The 17807-nt window shown below is 59.2% G+C and carries 9 protein-coding genes and 7 pseudogenes; 10 read left to right on the forward strand and 6 right to left on the reverse strand.

The features are described from left to right. A pseudogene (gene tnpC, locus XI04_RS08360) lies at nt 1–1384 on the forward strand (IS66 family transposase); the annotation flags it as partial. A gap of 796 nt (nt 1385–2180) precedes the next feature. On the opposite strand, the gene XI04_RS38810 reads toward tnpC, so the two are convergent. Both XI04_RS38810 and XI04_RS08365 read right to left on the reverse strand, forming a co-directional pair. Then, on the reverse strand, nt 2181–2336 hold the full coding sequence (locus tag XI04_RS38810) for a transposase (protein WP_442869391.1): 156 nt from the start codon (nt 2334–2336) through the stop codon (nt 2181–2183). Further along, a pseudogene (locus XI04_RS08365) lies at nt 2263–2550 on the reverse strand (transposase); the annotation flags it as partial. The pseudogene XI04_RS08365 and the gene XI04_RS38810, both read right to left, overlap by 74 nt. A 280-nt stretch (nt 2551–2830) precedes the next feature. On the opposite strand from XI04_RS08365, the gene XI04_RS38815 reads away from it, so the two are divergent. Beyond that, nucleotides 2831–3034 (forward strand): transposase, encoded by a 204-nt coding sequence (locus tag XI04_RS38815; RefSeq protein ID WP_442869389.1) that lies wholly within the window; start codon nt 2831–2833, stop codon nt 3032–3034. 111 nt (nt 3035–3145) lie between these two features. Here XI04_RS38815 and XI04_RS38820 read toward each other — a convergent pair whose 3' ends face one another. Further along, complete coding sequence (locus tag XI04_RS38820; protein WP_442869390.1) at nt 3146–3412, reverse strand: hypothetical protein; 267 nt, start codon at nt 3410–3412, stop codon at nt 3146–3148. Between the two features lie 179 nt (nt 3413–3591). Between XI04_RS38820 and XI04_RS38825 the strand changes: the two genes are divergently transcribed. After that, a complete protein-coding gene (locus XI04_RS38825; RefSeq protein WP_442869392.1) occupies nt 3592–3981 on the forward strand; it encodes a transposase in 390 nt (129 codons plus the stop codon). An 81-nt stretch (nt 3982–4062) separates the two neighbouring features. Here the strand turns inward: XI04_RS38825 and XI04_RS08375 are convergent. Beyond that, a pseudogene (locus XI04_RS08375) lies at nt 4063–4807 on the reverse strand (IS256 family transposase); the annotation flags it as partial. Nucleotides 4808–6194: 1387 nt separating this feature from the next. Here XI04_RS08375 and XI04_RS08380 point away from each other — a divergent pair. Beyond that, nucleotides 6195–6644 carry a hypothetical protein gene (locus XI04_RS08380; protein ID WP_271623559.1) on the forward strand — a complete coding sequence of 150 codons (450 nt, stop codon included), beginning with the start codon at nt 6195–6197 and terminating at the stop codon, nt 6642–6644. A 1283-nt stretch (nt 6645–7927) separates the two neighbouring features. After that, entirely contained in the window at nt 7928–8629 is a 702-nt protein-coding gene (locus XI04_RS08385; protein ID WP_271623560.1) for a hypothetical protein, read from the forward strand. Between the two features lie 321 nt (nt 8630–8950). On the opposite strand, the gene XI04_RS08390 is transcribed toward XI04_RS08385, so the two are convergent. After that, nucleotides 8951–9259: a hypothetical protein gene (locus XI04_RS08390; protein WP_271623561.1), complete on the reverse strand. Its 309-nt coding sequence runs from the start codon at nt 9257–9259 to the stop codon at nt 8951–8953. On the opposite strand from XI04_RS08390, the pseudogene XI04_RS38830 reads away from it, so the two are divergent. Both XI04_RS38830 and XI04_RS08395 read left to right on the forward strand, forming a co-directional pair. After that, nucleotides 9240–9335 (forward strand): annotated as a pseudogene (locus XI04_RS38830) (transposase); the annotation flags it as partial. The gene XI04_RS08390 and the pseudogene XI04_RS38830 overlap by 20 nt on opposite strands. Nucleotides 9336–9700: 365 nt before the next feature. After that, nucleotides 9701–10267: pseudogene (locus tag XI04_RS08395) on the forward strand (IS66 family transposase); the annotation flags it as partial. Between the two features lie 15 nt (nt 10268–10282). Here XI04_RS08395 and XI04_RS08400 read toward each other — a convergent pair. Continuing rightward, nucleotides 10283–11449: pseudogene (locus tag XI04_RS08400) on the reverse strand (IS110 family transposase). A 1097-nt stretch (nt 11450–12546) separates the two neighbouring features. Here XI04_RS08400 and XI04_RS08405 point away from each other — a divergent pair. The 3 genes and pseudogenes from XI04_RS08405 (at nt 12547) to XI04_RS08415 (ending at nt 17311) form a co-directional block, all read left to right on the forward strand. Beyond that, nucleotides 12547–13755 carry an acetyl-CoA C-acetyltransferase gene (locus XI04_RS08405; RefSeq protein ID WP_271623562.1) on the forward strand — a complete coding sequence of 403 codons (1209 nt, stop codon included), beginning with the start codon at nt 12547–12549 and terminating at the stop codon, nt 13753–13755. Nucleotides 13756–13896: 141 nt separating this feature from the next. After that, nucleotides 13897–16089, forward strand: coding sequence for a 3-hydroxyacyl-CoA dehydrogenase NAD-binding domain-containing protein (locus tag XI04_RS08410; RefSeq protein ID WP_271623563.1), 2193 nt, complete (start codon nt 13897–13899; stop codon nt 16087–16089). 75 nt (nt 16090–16164) lie between these two features. Then, nucleotides 16165–17311: pseudogene (locus XI04_RS08415) on the forward strand (IS3 family transposase). Nucleotides 17312–17807 lie beyond the last annotated feature (496 nt).

Consider the following 17807-nt stretch of genomic DNA (forward strand, 5'->3'; position numbering starts at 1 on the left):
GATCGGAACGCTGCGCGGCATCAGATTGGAATACCTGCGCGCGATCATTGGAATCTGCATGTACGGAAGCCAGCCAGGACGAGACAGCTCCGGAAGGCGGGGCGGAGCGCGCATGCAAGCGCCGCAAAAATCGCGGAGCACTACCGGCACATCTGCCGCGGATCGAGGTCGTGGTCGACATCAACGACAAGACCTGTCCGTGCTGCAGGGGCGACCTACACCAAATCGGCGAGGACAGGAGCGAGCGGCTGGACATGGTGCCGGCCCAGTTCCGCGTTGTCGTCACCCGGCGTCCCAAATACGCCTGTCGCGCTTGCGAGGATGGCGTCCTGCAGGCCGAGGCTCCGGCCCGGCTGATCGAGGGCGGACTGCCGACGGAGGCAACCATCGCCCAGGTTCTAGTGTCCAAATATGCCGATCATCTGCCGCTCTACCGGCAGGCCCAGATCTATGCCCGCCAGGGCATCGCTCGCGATCGATCGACACTGGCGGACCGGTTGGGGCATGCCGCCTTCCTTCTGCGCCCGCTGCATGAGCGCCTTCTCACGGTGCTTCGCGCGAGGTCCAAGCTGTTCGCCGACGAGACGACGGTGCCGGTGCTCGATCCCGGTCGACGGCGCACCAAGACCGGCCAGCTCTGGACCTATGCCGCCGACGACAGGCCCTGGCGCGGCCCCGATCCGCCCCGGCATCGCCTATGTCCATGCACCCGACCGCAAGGCCGAGCGGCTGTTCAGCCATCTTGCCTGCTTCAAGGGCGTCCTGCAGGTCGATGGCTACAACGCCTGCCCAAAGTTTGCCGAACGTGGCGAGGTCGAGCTCGCCTTCTGCTGGGTGCACATGCGGCGCAACTTCTACGAACTCGCGACACCCGGCCCCGCGCCGATCGCAAGCGAGGCGCTGAAGCACATTGCAGTATTCTATGCGATCGAGAAGGAGATCCGCGGTCGCAGCGCGGAGGAACGTCGCCTCGTGCGGCAGCAGAAGAGCCGACCACTGGCCGATGTCTTCGAGGTATGGCTGGGCGCCAAGCTGGCTCTCATCAGCCAGAAGATCAAGTTCGCCGAGACGATCCGCTATGCCCTCTCGCGCTGGCAAGGACTGACGCGCTTCATCAATGACGGCCGCATCGCACTCGACAACAATACGGTCGAACGATCAATCCGTGGCGTCAAGCTCAGTCGCAAGAACGCGCTGCCGACGGGGGGCGCCGAACATTGGGCCGTCGTCGCAACCCGGTCGAGACTTGCAAGCTCAACGACGTCGATCCGCTCGCGTATCTCACCGACGTCCGACCAGGATTGTCAACTGGCATCCCAACCGCGATATCGATCGGCTACTGCCCTGGGCCTACTGCGCTCAAGCCCTCAAAGCCGTGGCCTGAGAACGACGCTTACTGACTGGTGGCGCGGGCGCAAGAGAAGTCCTTGCGGTCAATTCAAGATGGCCTGTTCGGCAGATCGGTACGCCCTCTTGATTGGCTCCGCTTTAGCAGAACTCAGGCCATCAATGCCACACCGCTCGAGCGCGCCTTAGACTTTAGCGATTCATTGACCGGGTCGGCGATGACCGCCATCATGTCGATGCCCGCAATCGCAAAAACTCAACGAGTGCGGCTCGATTATTTCACCTTCTTTCGATCGTGTAAGAGCCAGTAAGCAGACAGGCGAGTATCAGCGGTGCCGTGGCTTCCTGATCGATGTTGTCGACCCTCGTTCCGGCAATCTTAGTCGGAATCCACCCTCGTTTAGCTAGGACAGGTAGAGCCCACGATCGACCAGCGCCAGCATGAGCCGATCTCATGTTTGAGCAAACCATGACAAAGAGCTCCAAGTGTCCCGCTCCTTGCGATTGCGCAGATTGTCCCATAAGCCCACTCTTTTGTTCGGGTGCCACTGCTGACCACTCTTCCGTGCTCGCGCCGGGCGCCCACGCGCATAAAACGCGCATGCAATGAGATCGACGCCCTGTCGACTACCATAACTGTATTGAGCTGCATGTCACGCCATTGACTGCGGCTCTGATGTCTCGATATCCAAGTCGCTGATTGGATCGTGTCCCAAGCGTGGTGTAGCTGGCGGTGGCCCACCGCGTTCGCCGGCTGGAGCCGGGTCTGTCAGCTGGCGATAGCCGTGAGGCGACGTACGGATCATCGCTCAATGGTGCGATGGTTTCTAGCGTCATGTAGCGGGCACGCTGGACCGCCCATTCATCGTTCTGTTCGAGCAGAATGGCTCCGATGAGGCGGACGATGGCGTATTGGGGAAGATGCCGACCACCTCGGTGCGCCGTTTGATCTCGCCGTTGAGGCGTTCGATCGGATTGGTGGAGTGCAACTTGCTGCGGCGGGAACGTCATATAGGCGAGCACGTCGGTCTCGGCCTGGTCGAGAAAACCGACAAGCTTGGGCAGCTTGGGGCGGAGCTGATCGGCGACCTTGCGCCATTGGGTGCGAGCGGCCTCGGCATCGTCCTGGGCAAAGGCTGTGGCGATGAAGGCGGAGACGACGCGCCGTCCGCTCTTGCCGGCATAGGCCAGCACGTTACGCATGAAGTGGACGCGGGGGTCGTTGAAAAAGCTGCGATTGGCTGATTCCGTTCTCGTCGGCGATTCGCGATCGCCGGAGCAAACGAGATGCTGGGGCGCAAGGAGCGGGATCAGTTGGAGCTCTCCATCACTGGCACGGTCAGACAGCTCGTCTCAGATGCGCACGTGCTGGTGCGGGTCGATCGCGTGCTCGACGTATCTTGGCTAAGGGAAGAGGTCTCTGGCTGCTATTGCGCGAACGACGGTCGGCCAGGCATCAATCCCAGAGGCCGCGGTCCGCCTGATGCTCGCGGGTCTGCTCACCGGTATCGTAGACGATCGCAAGCTGATCCGGGAGGCTCAGGTTCACATCGCCATTCGCTGGTTTGTTGGTTATGGCCTGCATGAGCAGCTGCCGCACCATTCCAGCCTAACGCGCATCCGCCAGCGCGCTGGGGCGAAGAGCGATTCCGTAGGATCTTTAAGCGCACGGTCCAGGCCTATCTGAAGGCCAAGATCGCAACAGCCGAAGTGGTTCACATCGATCCGTCGCAATCCGCGCCAACGTGAGTTGGGAAAGCCTCACCTAAGAGCATGTGGTGGACGTGCTGAGCGAAAATCAAAGCGAGGATGAGAGAAAGACCGGCAGAGCGGGAAGTACAAAAAGGTCTGCATGACTGATCCCGATGCGACAATGGCTACGACTGCCCGAAACCGCCGGCTGGAACCCGCTTACAAGCAGCACGCAGCCGTCAATAACAAGGTCGGTGTCATTCTGGATGTCCCGGTCACGACTTGACAAACGAATGAAGGGGAGATGATCGAGCCGCACCTCGATGAGGTTGAAGCGATGACGGGCATCGACATAAAGGTGGTCACCGCCCAATGCGGGCTATGCCTACGCTAAAGTCTATGGCGCGCTCGAGAGGCGCGGCATTGATGTCGTCATCCCAGCCAAAGCCGAACCAATCAAGAGTCGCGTACCGCTCAGACGCTTCCGGTACGGTGCCAAGAACGACATCTTGAAGTGCCCGCGAGGGCGTATCTTGCGCTTCCGCGCGGCCCATCAAGCACGGGCGTTTCTTTTACTCGAAGGCGAAGGATTGCACCCGATGTCTGCTCAAGGGCGACTGCCTATCCAAAGGGCGGGTTAACAAAGCGTCGTTCTCGGTGACCATTATCCGGCACTGCTGCGCGCCCGCCGCCGTCGCGAGCGATGGAGTAAGCAGGATCGACATCTCTATCAACGCGATCGCTGGCGCTCAGAGGGCTTCCACGGCCAAAACTTGGCATGGGCTGGCGCGCGCCGTACCGCGCGGTCTACCGAATATGAAGATCCAGGCCTACCTGACGGCCGCCGCCATAAACCTCAAGCGGCTGGCAACCGCTCTCCTTGTGCTTATTCTGTCTTGGATTGTCCCTCAAAATGCGTTTGCGGCTTCCGATCGGCCGTAGCGCGAGCTTTGACGCGAGGGCCAGGATAAGGCCGGTCGCTGCATCGCACGAAATCTATTGGCCACTTCTTCAACGCGTCCCGCGGCAGCGTTGCCAGCTGGCGTTGAGCATCTTGGTCACGGTGGCCTTGATGCCCTCGTGGGCATCGGACACCACCAGGTTGACGCCGCGCAAGCCGCGACGGGCCAGCTTGCGCAGGAACGCGGTCCAGAACGTCTCGGCCTCGGACGGCCCGATGTCCATGCCGAGAACCTCGCGCCTGCCGTCGCGGTTAACGCCGACCGCGACAATCACCGCGACAGATACGATGCGGCCGTTCTGGCGCACCTTCACGTAGGTGGCGTCAATCCACAAATAGGACCAGTCACCCTCGATCGGACGGGCGAGGGAAGGCCTTCACCTTGTCGTCGATCTCGCCGCAGGGCCAGCTGACTTGACTCTTTGAGATGCAGGTCATGCCCATCGTTTGCACCAAGTCGTCCACCGAACTGGCCGAGACGCCCTGCACATAGGCTTCCTACGCCACGGCGGTCAGCGCCTTCTCGGCCATCCGGCGCGGCTCCAGGAAGCCCGGGAAGTAAGAGCCCTTGCGCAGCTTGGGGATGCGCAGCTCCACCGCACCGGCGCGGGTCTCCCAGACCCGATCGCGGTCGCCATTGCGCTGGGCCAGACGTTCGGGGCTTTTCTCGCCATAGCCAGCCCCGGTCTGGCTTTCGACCTCCAGCTCCATCAGGCGCTGGGCCGCAAAGCCGATCATCTCGCGCAGCACATCGGCGTTTGGGGTCTTCTCTACCAGTGTCCGCAGGTTCATCATGTCGTCGGTCATCGGTGGTTCCTCGGTTGCGTTGGCGTGTCGCAACCCGATCCTACCGGAGAACTGCCGGTGACCACCGCAGAGCCGCCCGCCCGCTACGGCGCTATTGGGGAGCGCGCGTACGGGCGGCTTTGCTCTACCGAGCTACACCACCACCGGGGAGTACGTCATGCCAAGCTGATGATTGCTTGTGGGTGGAAGTCCCATCCGGCCAAAGCCGAAGTGGGCAAGCCGGGACCGAATCTTGCGGGCGTCGCGGCAACGCGGGGTCCGAAGTGTAGGCAGGGGCCATGCGGGGTGCGGAAATGAGCCTCGAACGGTGGATGTTCGCGGAGGCCGAGTGTGTTCCCTAGTCACGAAGGCAGCATGAGCATCGTCGTTATGCGAGACGATGCCGCTCCGTCGGGGGTCGATGGCCGGATCACGCATGGAAGGTAATCATCGGAACATGAGAGGCCCGACCGGGTCCATTGGATTGGTCTCCAATGGCAAGGCACTGCCAGATCCGCGGTCCGAGCTGATATCGGGAGTCGGACTGGTCCATAGTACCTGTGAAATCGTCGAAGGAAACGAGACGTATGGAGGGAACGGACCGGCCCGAGAGGAGCCCGCGCGAGAAGGCCAGGGGCCGGACACAGAGCCGGGTTGCCTTGCCGCCGAATCTCGAGCGGGTGAACGCGGCGGCCAAGCAGGCTGCCCAAACCCGGTTCACAGCCTTGCTGCATGACATCGACGAGGACGCTCTGCTTCGGGCGTTCCGATGACAAAAGCGGCAGGCCAGCGCGGGGGTCGATGGGGTAACAGTGGCGAGATACGAAGAGGGGCTCACGGATAACATCCGCGACCTCTGCGGACGGGTCCACTCTGGTCGCTACCGGCCACAGCCGGCGCGGCGGATCTACATCTCCAAAGCCGACAGCGGTAAGCGGCCTCTCGCTGTGCCGGTGCTAGAGGACAAGATCGTCCAAGCGCGGTGGCCGAGGTGTTGAGCGCGGTCTACGAGGTCGGCTTCCTCGGATTCTCCTACGGCTTCCGGCCGGGGCGGAATCCTCATATGGCGCTTGATGCCCTGCATACGGGATCATGAGCCAGCGCGTGAACTGGGTGCTCGATGCCGACATTAGCAGCTTCTTCGACTCGGTCGACCACGAGTGGCTGCTGCGGCCGCAAGGGGCAGGCATCAGCCCCGCTCCTTGCCAACATCTTCCTGCACTACATCCTCGATCTCTGGGCGCACCAATGGCGTCGTCGCCCGTGCACGCGGTCGCGTTGTGACTATGTGCTATGCGGACGACTTCGTCATGGGCTTCGAGACCAAGGCCGATGCGCAGGAAATGCTCTTGGCCCTCAAGGTGCGACTGGCCAGCTTTGCCTGACGCTCCATGAGGACAAGACGCGGTTGATCGAGTTTGGCCGGTTCGCGGCCCTCTCGCGTCAGCGGCGCGGCGATCGGCGGCCAGAAACCTTCGCCTTCCTGGGCTTCACCGCACTTTGCGGGCGGACCCGAGATGGCCGGTTCATCCTGAAGCACAAGATGGAGGGGAAACGCCTGACGCAGAAGCTGACGGCGCTGCGCCAGGACGCCTGGCGGCTCATGCACGCGCCACTGGCCAAGCAGCGCGAGTGGTTCGCCGCCGTGCTGCGCGGGCACTATGGTTATGGCAGGCCGCACAACTATCCAGCGCTCAACGGCTTCTACCGCGAAGTGCGTCGAACCTGGCTGCGTTGTCTGAGACGGCGCAGCCAGAGAAGTCGGCGCATGGGCTGGCCGAAGTTCGAAACCCTGACGGCACGCTTCCGCCTGCCAACTCCACGTATCACTCGCACATGGGCACAGGCGCGGATATGACGCGGGTTACTCTCGGGAAGAGCCGGGTGCGGGAAAGCCGCCCGCCCGGATCTGTGAGGGCAAAGCTAAATGGCCGAGCTACTCGACCACGACCCGCTGATCGGGGACTGTCGTCTAGGGGAGCACAATGGTACGTTTCGAGGGAGCAATCTCGCACTTGCGTCTGCGAACGCTGCAAATATACATTGATGCAGCGGAACGTTCTCGCAGCAGCTTCAGAGTAGGCGAGAAGTTGTGCGGCACCCACGTGAGATCGCTGCGTCGACGCATGAAAACACTCTTGCTGTCTGAGGCCGTGGTTGGTGCGGGGAGCTAATTGTTAAATGCCCGAAATCGCGGCAGGTGTGACGCGCAAGGCCTTCAAAAAGGGGCTGATTATCGAATGATGTGAACCCGTGATAGGGTCGAATTGTTATCTGCACGAACGACCAACTACGAGACGATAAAGGATTCAAGTGTTCAAATTAGCGTTGGCGGAAGCACTGCCAGAGGCCAGCGACCGAGCGAACCTAGGTCGGCCTAGGTACGGATCCGAGACTCTTGTTGGCCGGAGGAGTTCACGGCTGCCCAAGCGCAATAGCCCGAGGGGCGAGCCCGACTTCGGCACGCATCAGCGGTACCGTACAGTTCGCGCGGTGGTCTTCGATGAAGCGGAAGCTAACGACCGGATTCTGGCAAACATCGCGCTCGACTTTTTTAGATATCGTGCTGCATGCGGTGCCGCGTTTTCTCCAGAGGTAGGCGGCGATCTCCTAAGCGTGGCACGCCGACTTCGACGTCTCCTGTGGTTGGGCATCGCGCCGCCTTTGCAGGCGCTTGCCGGAACGTCGGCATCCGGCGTCGCGCGCACCGCCACACCGAGCTCCTCTGGCCACCGACACGATTGATGGCCGGCTCGACAACAGCGGATCCATGGCCTAGCGTTTCTACCCTCGTGAACGACCGCAGTTGAAGTTTTTTCATTCAATAACTCCAGGCTTCTTGAGGCTGCTACAGGGGTCGAGTCGCTCGAGGAAGGTCCGCCTAGCTAGTCGTGAGTCTCGTAAGAGAATGTGATCGGCGCTCGCTCACCCGACACAGGGTTATTACTGTACCGCCGCTCAATGCACACCTGCTCGAGCGGGTTCTTCGACGCTAAACGCCAGTCGAATTGGCGCGTTTCACATTGCAATAAATCCCACCAAAGTACGTAGTCTCTCAAAATGAATTAACGGCGTACCACGAACTACTAAATTGCCGGAAGGCCATGACGCGCTCGCCGCGAGAGTAGACAGGATCAAGCAATGAAAGTCATAGTCAATCTGTTACAAGTCGCGCGCTTTCTCAACGTATTTGACGAGGCCGCCATTCGGAAAGGGGTCAAGCTTTCAATAGGATATGATTTTCATCAGTATGTGTCGATGACAGAAGCGATTCCGACAAAAGGGAGGACATACCCAATATTCCGGCCAGATCGCTCTCCCATTAAGCCAGGCGAGGGGTGTTGGGTCGTAGGCGTCGACAAAAATAGCGAGATCGTTCTTGTGGAGGCTGCTCGACTGTATAACCTCTCGAACAGCAATCTTGCGGAACATCTTCAATCCCTTAGATTCTTCTACGCTGACCCGGGCAAGCATGCACATCCGGAGGATCATTGTATCTGCAGAGCGCCAGCCGCCCGGAAGATTACTGGGACCGTTGTCTACCACGGCGACATTTGGGTGCGCAAAGACTTCAGAGGACAGGGTATGGCCAAGATCATGGCTGGAATCATGCGGGGTGTTTCTCTTGCGATGTGGGCTCCTGATTTTACGTGTGGTCTTGGAGGGCAGTGGTCCGTCGATAAACGCGTTTACGATATATCGCGCTGTGAGCCCGGTGGCTCGATATTGCGGCTGGTGGACGAAGATATTGTGGACGACGATTGGCTTTTCTGGACCACCCGCGAGGACTTGATCAGGTTGGTTGATGGTCATAACAACAGCGCCCCTGCAATATCATCGTGATTTTCGCTGGAGCACAATCCTAACTGACGACGTATAGTGCTGTATGAGCACTGTCGCGTTTGTGCCAGGAAAGGCGATTAGGACGAGCACGAGCGAGGTGCATCGTAGTCTCTGTATCCCTAAATGAGTCTACGTGAGCCCTTTAGCGTTTTTCCGGAGGTGTTCGCGCAAATCGAGCCTACGTACCTAGGAATATTGGGTGTGGTAAGCCGAGCGATGCTGAGACAAGCTCGCAGAACACATTTGGCGGTTACATGTTTGTCTAAGCGTTGCCAAGTCCATGCAGCGCTTCGCCCTTCGGCGAAAGCGACCAGCGGCCAGTCAATCAGACGTTTGACCCGGGTGATCCAACAGCTGCGTGGACTGCTTGAGATTTTCCAACCACCGGACGCTTTCCTTTTTCTCGATGAGAATCCGGGTCGGATTGATCTTCTTTTTAAGCGCCGCCGTCCCCTTGAATTTCTTCCGGTTCCAAAACTTAACGGCCGCTAACCCCAGCGGCACCCCTTCGATTGTAACCGCGAGACTCGAATGCATCAGGATGCCGGTGACCTGCCACTGCGTATTCCTCCAGAAGGAGTTAGAGTCCGGCCCGAAGAAGAACGGACAGATGAAGCGAGCAAGGTTCACGGAAGAGCAGATTATCGCGGTATTGAAGGAGCATGAGGCTGGGGCGAAGACAGCCGACCTGGCTCGCAAGCACGGTGATCCGCGGCTTGAAACTTCGCAAGCGAACCGAGGTGACGTTGGACGATGTTGCCCGCGAACTAAACCCGATGGTTAGGGGGCGCTTATTATGGGCAATACACGCGTTCGGCGCTCTATCCTTTGGCGCGCTACATCAACCAGACGTTGGCTATCTGGTTGAAGCGAAAGTACGAGCGCTTCCATCACCGCTCAGGACGCGCGCGTCTCTTCCCAGAGAAGATCGCGCGTGAGAACCGTAGGCTCTTTGTGCATTGGCAACTTGGCGATAGCGGCAAGCTTGCCTGATGGGAGCCGGGTGAGACGAGAGCCTCACGGTTCTGCGAGAGGCTGGAGGTGAAATCCCTCCGGCCTACTCACCCGACGGTGCCGGTCCTGGCTAAGGCCAAGACCCGGACCTGTCGGCTCTGGACCTACGTGCGCGATGACCGTCCGTTTGCCGGCCCGGATCCGCCAGCGGCCGTGTTCTTCTACTCGCCCGATCGTGGCGGTGTGCATCCGGAGCAGCATCTGGCGGGCTATGCCGGACTGATGCAGGCCGACGCCTACGCCGGCTTTGGCAAGCTCTACGAGGCCAATCGCAACGGCGGCCCGATCATCGCGGCCGCGTGCTGGACGCATGGCAGACGCAAGTTCTTTGATCTCGCGCGGCTCAGCAAGGCGCCGATCGCGGCCGAGGCGGTCAAGCGCATCGATGTCCTGTTCGCCTTCAAACGTGAGATCAACCGTCTTGCTGCGCAGGAGCGCCTGCGTGTGCGTCAGGAGCGTAGCCGCCCCCTGATCGTCGCGCTGGAGGCGTGGTTGCGCGAGCAGCGCGCCAAGCTCTCCAGGAACAACGACACGACCAAAGCGATCAATTGCTGCCTCAGCCGCTGGGATGCATTTAGCCGCTTCCTCGATGACGGACGGCTTTGCATGTCGACGGATGGTGTTGAGAAGTCCTTACCTTCAGGTCGTAGCAACTTTTTTTGGTTTTTCCTTCCAGGCAGCCACCATGCGTTCGTAGGCCTGCTCGACGCGTGCGACGTAACCAGCTTCCCGTTCGCGGATTTCCTTGATCCAATAGTCCCGGCCCGGGCCAGCCTTGCCGTAGGCACGGGCAGCCCCAGCCTTCAGAGCCACCTTCCGGAGTTTCATCGCCGTGAACGCTGGCCGCGCGTAAGCGTAGTCCTTCCCGGTCGTCAGGAGGTGCCAGATCATGACTGCGAGCTTGCGCGCCGTCGCGACGGCTGCGACCCCGGCCCCGTGCTTTTTCTGCGTGCGGTTGAAGAATGCTCGCAATGGACCCGGCGCCGTCTTGGCTGACCACGTCGCCTCAACCAGCATCTTGCGGGCGTCACGGTTGCCCTGCTTCGAGATCAGGCGATGCCGTGCCGGGTGCTCGCCTGACTGCCGAACCCACGGAGTCAACCCGAAATAGCTGCCGAGCTTATCCGGCGCCGGGAAGCGTGCGATGTCGCCGATGGAGGCCAGTACACTCGATGCGACAACCGAACTCACGCCGGGGATCGTCAATCAGCTTGAGAGCCCGTGGATCGTCCAGAGCCTGCTGGGCCACGACTTTGTCGATCTCCGACAGTTGCTTCGTCACGCGTTCGAGTTCCGCGATCAGACGCCAGAGCATTGCACGCTCCTCCGATGAAGAGGCAGACTGTCCAGCCAATGCTGTCCGCGCTTGCCAAAGAGATAGCCTTTGTAGGGCGGGATGAGGTGGCATGCAGGATAGCCTTCATGCGGCCTTTAATCCGGATGATCTGCGCCAAGACGCCAGCGCGCTCGGCCATCTGGCGCCGGCGGCTGTAGGTGTCCTCGTCAGCAACCCAGCCTCCGGCAAGAAGCCGGCAGCATGCAACTTTGCCAGAGTCCCAGCATCGGCCTTGTCCGTTTTGACTCGCGCACAGGCGATCGCCCGAACGAGCCTCGGATTGGCGACCGCGACGCGCTACGTTCGACCGCCGCGCTGTTGCCCGTCACCTCGATGACCACCTCATCCTCGAGCCTGAGTGTCTTGGCAAAGGCGACAAGCCGATCCTGGACGAGATCTACACGGAGCTGTCGGATTATTGTTCCGTCCTCCAGGATCGCCATCTGTGCGAACAATCGATGGATGTCCATGCCGACGATTTGCATGCTTGGTTCTCCTTTGTCTCAGGAGCCAGTGGCTTGCACGACATCTACGGATCCGCGCTCGCAGCGCAGCCGGGGCAAGTCGTAGGGGGCGGCCAAGTCCAAAGCGAGCTCACAGCTCATGGTCATGCGGCCTGCCACCGTTTCGTGCTCCAGCGCCCCTATCCCGCCTTCGACAGACTAATCCGGACGACCAGTCCTCTCCAGCGTACGTTAATGGCCACCATCTCGCGCAATAGCTCCTGTTGAGGCGCCCCGAAAGGCATGCAGAGTAACTATCTCAAGCAGCGTCAGTATTTCCTTTTAGCGTGCGACGTATCTCGAAGGAGCCCATGTCTGAAGAGCCATCCACATTTGTGCGCCGTAGGGCGGATGACGCATTTATCATTGCTAGAGCGGACTAAGCTCGCTGAAAAGCGAGAAGCCATATGTCAGCGTTGTCTCGGGCCGGCGGGTGCTTGTGCCGAGATCGTCCAATGCATCCCCCAGCGTGCCCCAAGTCTATTCGCTCTGTCTAGTTCGATGGGTGATTCGTTCTACCAACAAGGCGGGCGAACCTCGTCACAATAGGAGAGCTTTCGGACTAACGACGTGTGACCGTTGTTTGGTATCTGACAGGATCTACACCGCCTCGTTCGAAACACCGGTTTTGGATTGCGGCAAGCGTTACCATGGACGAAATAGGCTTAAGCAGCATTGGCACAACAGTTGCTACTGAGAGGGAGCAACACCGATTGAGGGCAGAGCGCAAATATTCACGGGCTTCTCGATTCGTCGTACCGATCTGCAATTCGGAGAGAAGTATGCAAGTGCGCGCCAAGAAGAGTTTATCGCTGTGAAGTACACGCTTATTTCAAAGGGAAACACCTTCCTCTGTCAATGCGCTAAGTCACCGGTCGGCTACCGCTACGTAGTAAATTCGAGAGCGCATACCGGGCAGAGCTTGTTCCGGAATTGCGGATACAAGCCGGCGAACCATTTGTGGGTGCGCCAATCTCTTGCAACAGGCGACCGGCATACCCACGCCTCCGGGCCGTCATTTGAATCTGACGTCACACGATGATCGCAAGTTCAGGAGTAATCTAATGCGCGAGGCATATATCTATGATCACGTTCGTACTCCGCGCGGCCGGGGCAAATCAGACGGCGCGTTACACGAAGTGACCGCACTTCAGTTGGCTACGGTGCCGCTCCAGGCGCTTAGGCGACGGAACAATATTCCACAAGATGTGATCGACGATGTCATCCTCGGTGTCGCAGATCCGGTGGGCGAAGCGGGTGGCGACATCGCCCGGTTTGCGGCGTTGAAAGCGGGTCTTGGGGAGGCGGTACCAGGTGTCCAGATCAACCGCTTCTGCGCCTCGGGCCTTGATGCCGTGAATTTCGCGGCCGCCCAGATCATAAGTGGTCAGCATGAACTCGTGGTTGGGGGCGGCGTGGAAGCCATGAGCCGGGTCGGCATGGGTGCAGCCGGCGGTGCCTCGTCAGTTGATCCATCTATTGCGATACCCACCTATTTCATGCCTCAGGGGCTTTCCGCGGATCTGATTGCGACCAAATATGGGTTTTCGCGCGAAGACGTTGACGGCTATGCCGTACAGAGCCAGCAGCGGGCCGGGAAAGCGTGGTTGGAGGGTCGCTTCAGCAAATCAATCGAGGCGGTCAAAGATGTCAATGGGCTCATCATCTTAGATAAGGACGAACACATTCGACCGAACACGACTATGCAGTCGCTGGCGCAGCTGAGTCCGTCCTTTGTCAACCTAGCACAGACGAGTGGCTTCGATGCGGTCGCCATTCAGTCGCATCCCGAGATCGAACGCATCAATTATGTACATCACGCCGGTAACTCGTCCGGAATCGTCGACGGCGCTGCTGCAGTGCTACTCGGGAGCAAGAATGTGGGTAGAAAATACGGGCTTAAGGCACGGGCAAAAATAAGAGCTTTTACCAATATCGGTTCCGAACCAGCCATTATGCTTACTGGTCCAATCGATGTTACCAGAAAATTGTTCGAACGCTCGGGCATGAAGAAGTCGGACATTGATCTGTTCGAGGTCAACGAGGCTTTCTCTTCAGTGGTCCTGCGGTATATCCAAGGGCTCGGGATAGATAGCGACAAAATCAATGTCAACGGCGGCGCGATTGCACTTGGCCATCCTCTCGGCGCAACTGGTGCGATGATCTTAGGAACTGTGCTTGACGAACTCGAACGCAGAAACCAGGTGACCGCACTGGTGGCGCTGTGCATTGGTGGCGGCATGGGAACGGCCACGATCATTGAACGCGTGTGAGGTAAGATGAGTTTAGCGGATCACATCCGCGGAACCTAAACCAGTCAAGGGCGAAGCAGGAATCGGGTTTCCGGCGCCTCACCAATTCGCTTCAGGAATCGCTGCATCGTCATGGTAGTCCGAGTAGAGGGAAGAAAAGATATGCCGGTCAAAAATTTTCGAGTCGAAACTGACGTTGATGGCGTTGCCCTGGTGACTTGGAACAACCAAGGTCGTTCCGTGAACGTGCTGGACCAAACTTCGATCGACGAGCTCGAGGAAATCGTTGAGCAAACAACCACTGATACGAGCGTGAAGGGGATCGTCATCACCTCTGGCAAGGAGGCATTCTCCGACGGATCCGAGATCTCGATGCTCCAAGGGATGTACAAGCAATACGTCCGCGTGCTGAAGGAGGAGGGCGAGATTCCCGCGAACCAAATGCTGTTTGACCAAAGCCGTCGATTGTCGCTCGCCTTTCGGTCGATCGAGACTTCAGGCAAGCCATGGGTCGCTGCCATCAACGGCCGTGCACTGGGCAGCGGATTCGAGCTGACGCTATGCTGCCATCATCGCGTAGCGGCGGACAATCCGAAGACGCAGCTCGGCTTCCCCGAGATCAAGCTTGGCCTGTTCCCTGGTGCTGGTGGCACCCAGCGCGTACCGCGTATCGTCGCGCTACAGCAGGCGATGCAGATACTAGTCAAGGGCGACACGATGAATGTCGCGCACGCCCACGCGCTGAGGCTGATCGATGCCATTGTACCAGCCCCCAATCTGGTTAGGGAGGCGAAGAATTGGATCAAAGGTGGCGGACAGGCGCTCGCCCGGTGGGATGAGAAGGGTTTCGGACTGCCCGTCGGTCCAGTCTATTCCCACGCCGGCAAAATGGCATTCCGAGCGGCCAATGCCATGTACCGTCGCGAATCCTACGACAACTACCCGGCTAAGCGAGCGATTTTGGCCTCTGTTTATGAAGGCGTACAGCTTCCGATCGAAGCAGCGCTGCGCGTTGAATCGCGGTATTTCGCGAACGTTCTGCGATCCAAAGTAACGCAGGGGATGGTCCGCACTCAGTTCCTCTCGATGGCGGAACTACAGGCAGGTCGCCGTCGTCCGCAGGACGTGCCTCCGACGAAGGTGAAGAAGCTCGGCTTGATTGGCGCTGGCTTCATGGGTGCGAGTGTCGGGTACGTCTCGGCACGCGCCGGCATTGAGGTGGCCCTAATTGCACGGCATCAAGAGAGCGCGGATAAAGCGAAGGCGCACGCTAATTCAGTGTTCAACGATCTTATACAGAAGGGTCGAGCCAGCGAAAGCGATCGAGACGAGACGCTCTCGCGGATCATCCCTACCACTGACTACGCCGCGATTATGGATTGCGACCTTGTGATCGAGTCGGTATTTGAGGACCGTAATGCCAAGGCCGGTGTGTACGCGAAGGCGCAGCCCTTGCTCAAGAAGGGCGCGATCTTCGCTTCCAACACCTCGACACTACCGATCAGTACCTTGGCCGAGTCATTCACGGAGCAGGGTATTTTCATTGGTATTCATTTCTTTTCGCCGGTCGAGAAGATGAAGCTGGTTGAAGTCATTCTTGGCAAGAAGACGGGCAACCTCGCGCTTGCAACAGCGCTCGACTATCTTGATCAGATCAGCAAGATCCCGATCCTCGTTAACGATTCTCGCAGTTTCTTCGCCAATCGCTGCGTGCGGCGCTTTGTCTCGGAAGGTGTCGAAATGTTCTTGGAGGGCGTGCCGCCGGCGATGGTTGAGAACTGCGCCAAGATGGCGGGCATGCCGGTCGGACCGCTCTCACTGGCTGATGAAATCGGCCTGGACCTTCGATTAAAGGTTATGAGATTGACCGAAGCCGATCTCGGACAGAACGCGATTGACCCCGCGCAGAAGCAACTAATGGTCGAGCTAGTCGAGAACCAGGGGCGTCTTGGACGCAAGAACCGCAAAGGATTTTATGATTACCCCGAGAAGGGGAAGGGCTCAAAGACGCTTTGGCGGGGACTTACCAACCTACAGCGAAAGCATCTCGATTCCGATCGGATTGAAGCCGAGGAGCTTAAACAACGCTTCTTAGTCGTGCAAGCGGTGGAAGCCGCGCGTACAATCGACGAGCGCGTTGTTACCGATCCGCGCGACGCGGATGTGGGCTCGATACTCGGTTTCGGTTTTCCGCCGTTTACCGGTGGTGTGCTGTCCTATATCGACTTGATGGGTACGACGAACTTCATCAGCGTCTGCGAGATGTTCGAAGGCAAATATGGCCCCCGCTTCGCCCCGCCAAAGCTTTTGCAACAAATGGCGGAGAAACATGAAACCTTTTACAAGTCTTTCTAACTTCACAAGCGTTGACCTGCCACTGCGTATTTCCTCCGGAAGGAGTTAGAGTCCGGCCCGAAGAAGAACGGACAGATGAAGCGAGCAAGGTTCACGGAAGAGCAGATTATCGCGGTATTGAAGGAGCATGAGGCTGGGGGCGAAGACAGCCGACCTGGCTCGCAAGCACGGTGTTTCCGAGGCGACGATCTACAATTGGAAGGCCAAATTCGGCGGCATGGACGTTTCCGAAGCGAAGCGGCTGAGGGCCTTGGAAGAGGAGAACGCGAAGCTGAAGAAACTTCTGGCCGAGCAGATGCTCGATGCGGCCGCACTTCGCGAGCTGCTTTCAAAAAAATGGTAGGGCCCGCCGCCAAGCGCGCTGGGGTCGCGCATCTACAGGCCGTCATGAGCCTGTGGAACGGCGGGCCTGCTCGATCGTCGGGGCGGATCTGAAGATGATCCGCTATCGCTCCAGCCGCCCGCCGGACGCAGCTCTGCGCAGCCGGTTGCGCGACCTGGCCAACGGGCTATTCCTCCTGCTGCGACGGAAGGGCGAGCCCTCGGGGATCAATCGGATCTACCGGCTTTATCGCGAGGAAGGGCTCACTGTCCGCAAACGGCGGGCTCGCCGCAAGGCCATGGGGACCCGTGCCCCGATCCTGATCGAGGCGAGGCCCAACGCGCGTTGGTCGCTGGACTTCGTCCACGACCGCGCTTCCGCATTCTCAACATCGTCGACGACGTCATCAAGGAATGCCTGGGCGCCATTCCGGAGACGTCCATCTCAGGACGGCGCGTGGCCCGCGAACTGACGGCAATAGTCCAGCGACGCGGCAAGCCAGTAATGATCGTGTCTGACCATGGCACCGAGTTCACCTGCAACGCCATGCTCGCTTGGTGCAAGGACGCAGCCATCAATTGGCACTTTATCGCGCCGGGAAAGCCGATGCAGAACGGCTTCATCGAGAGTTTTAATGGCCGGATGCGCGATGAACTGCTCAACGAGACCCTGTTCTTTGATCTGGATGACGCCCGCGCCAAGATCGCCAATTGGATCGCCGACTACAATCTCCAGCGGCCTCACTCGTCGCCAAAATACCTGACCCCCGCGGCCTATCCCGCCCAACTCACCGCAACGGACGATCGGCTGCGCAACCCCGACCAGCTCCGCCGATCGTCCGTTGCTCCACCCGCGCCACTTGGCGTACAAAACCCAGAGACTCTAACTGCCGCGGGATGAAAATGCACTGGCAGGTCACGCCGAATGATAGCAGACGGTAGCGCGCTGCGCGCTTAGCCAACAATGCGTATTCTCTTCTCCGTTTTGACCTAGAAGAGCCTTAAGACCTGCGGCCAGCTTGCTAGCGCACATCATCGGCCATTGTCGAATATCCGCCCCCGGCGGTTCGACTAAGACCAAAACCGCCCCGTCTGGGGCTGAAAACAAACATCAAACCATGACTCCGGCTCCGATTTTTGCGTCGCTGCCGACCTACTTGTTGGCTTTAAACGGGGCCTCAGATGCCGAAAGCTATTGAGCAAGCCACGTATTAAACTGCTGAATAAGCGTCTCGTTGTTTTTGCCGACCCATCCGTAGCTGCTCTGCAGAGAATTGATTCAATCCTCGAACTGGCGGGGCTGAACTGCGCCGCAAACCGAGCCAAGCTTTCTGGCATGCTGTCGTTCCAAATATTGCTCCAAGTTTAGCAGGCGGCGCTGTACCCGCCTTCTTGGC

Source organism: Bradyrhizobium sp. CCBAU 11430, assembly GCF_028128855.1.
GTDB lineage: Bacteria > Pseudomonadota > Alphaproteobacteria > Rhizobiales > Xanthobacteraceae > Bradyrhizobium > Bradyrhizobium ottawaense.

Coding starts and splice junctions, on each gene's coding strand:
- XI04_RS38815 (WP_442869389.1), top strand. CDS start 2,831: ATGCTCGCGGGTCTGCTCACCGGTATCGTAGACGATCGCAAGCTGATC.
- XI04_RS08385 (WP_271623560.1), top strand. CDS start 7,928: ATGAAAGTCATAGTCAATCTGTTACAAGTCGCGCGCTTTCTCAACGTA.
- XI04_RS08405 (WP_271623562.1), top strand. CDS start 12,547: ATGCGCGAGGCATATATCTATGATCACGTTCGTACTCCGCGCGGCCGG.
- XI04_RS08410 (WP_271623563.1), top strand. CDS start 13,897: ATGCCGGTCAAAAATTTTCGAGTCGAAACTGACGTTGATGGCGTTGCC.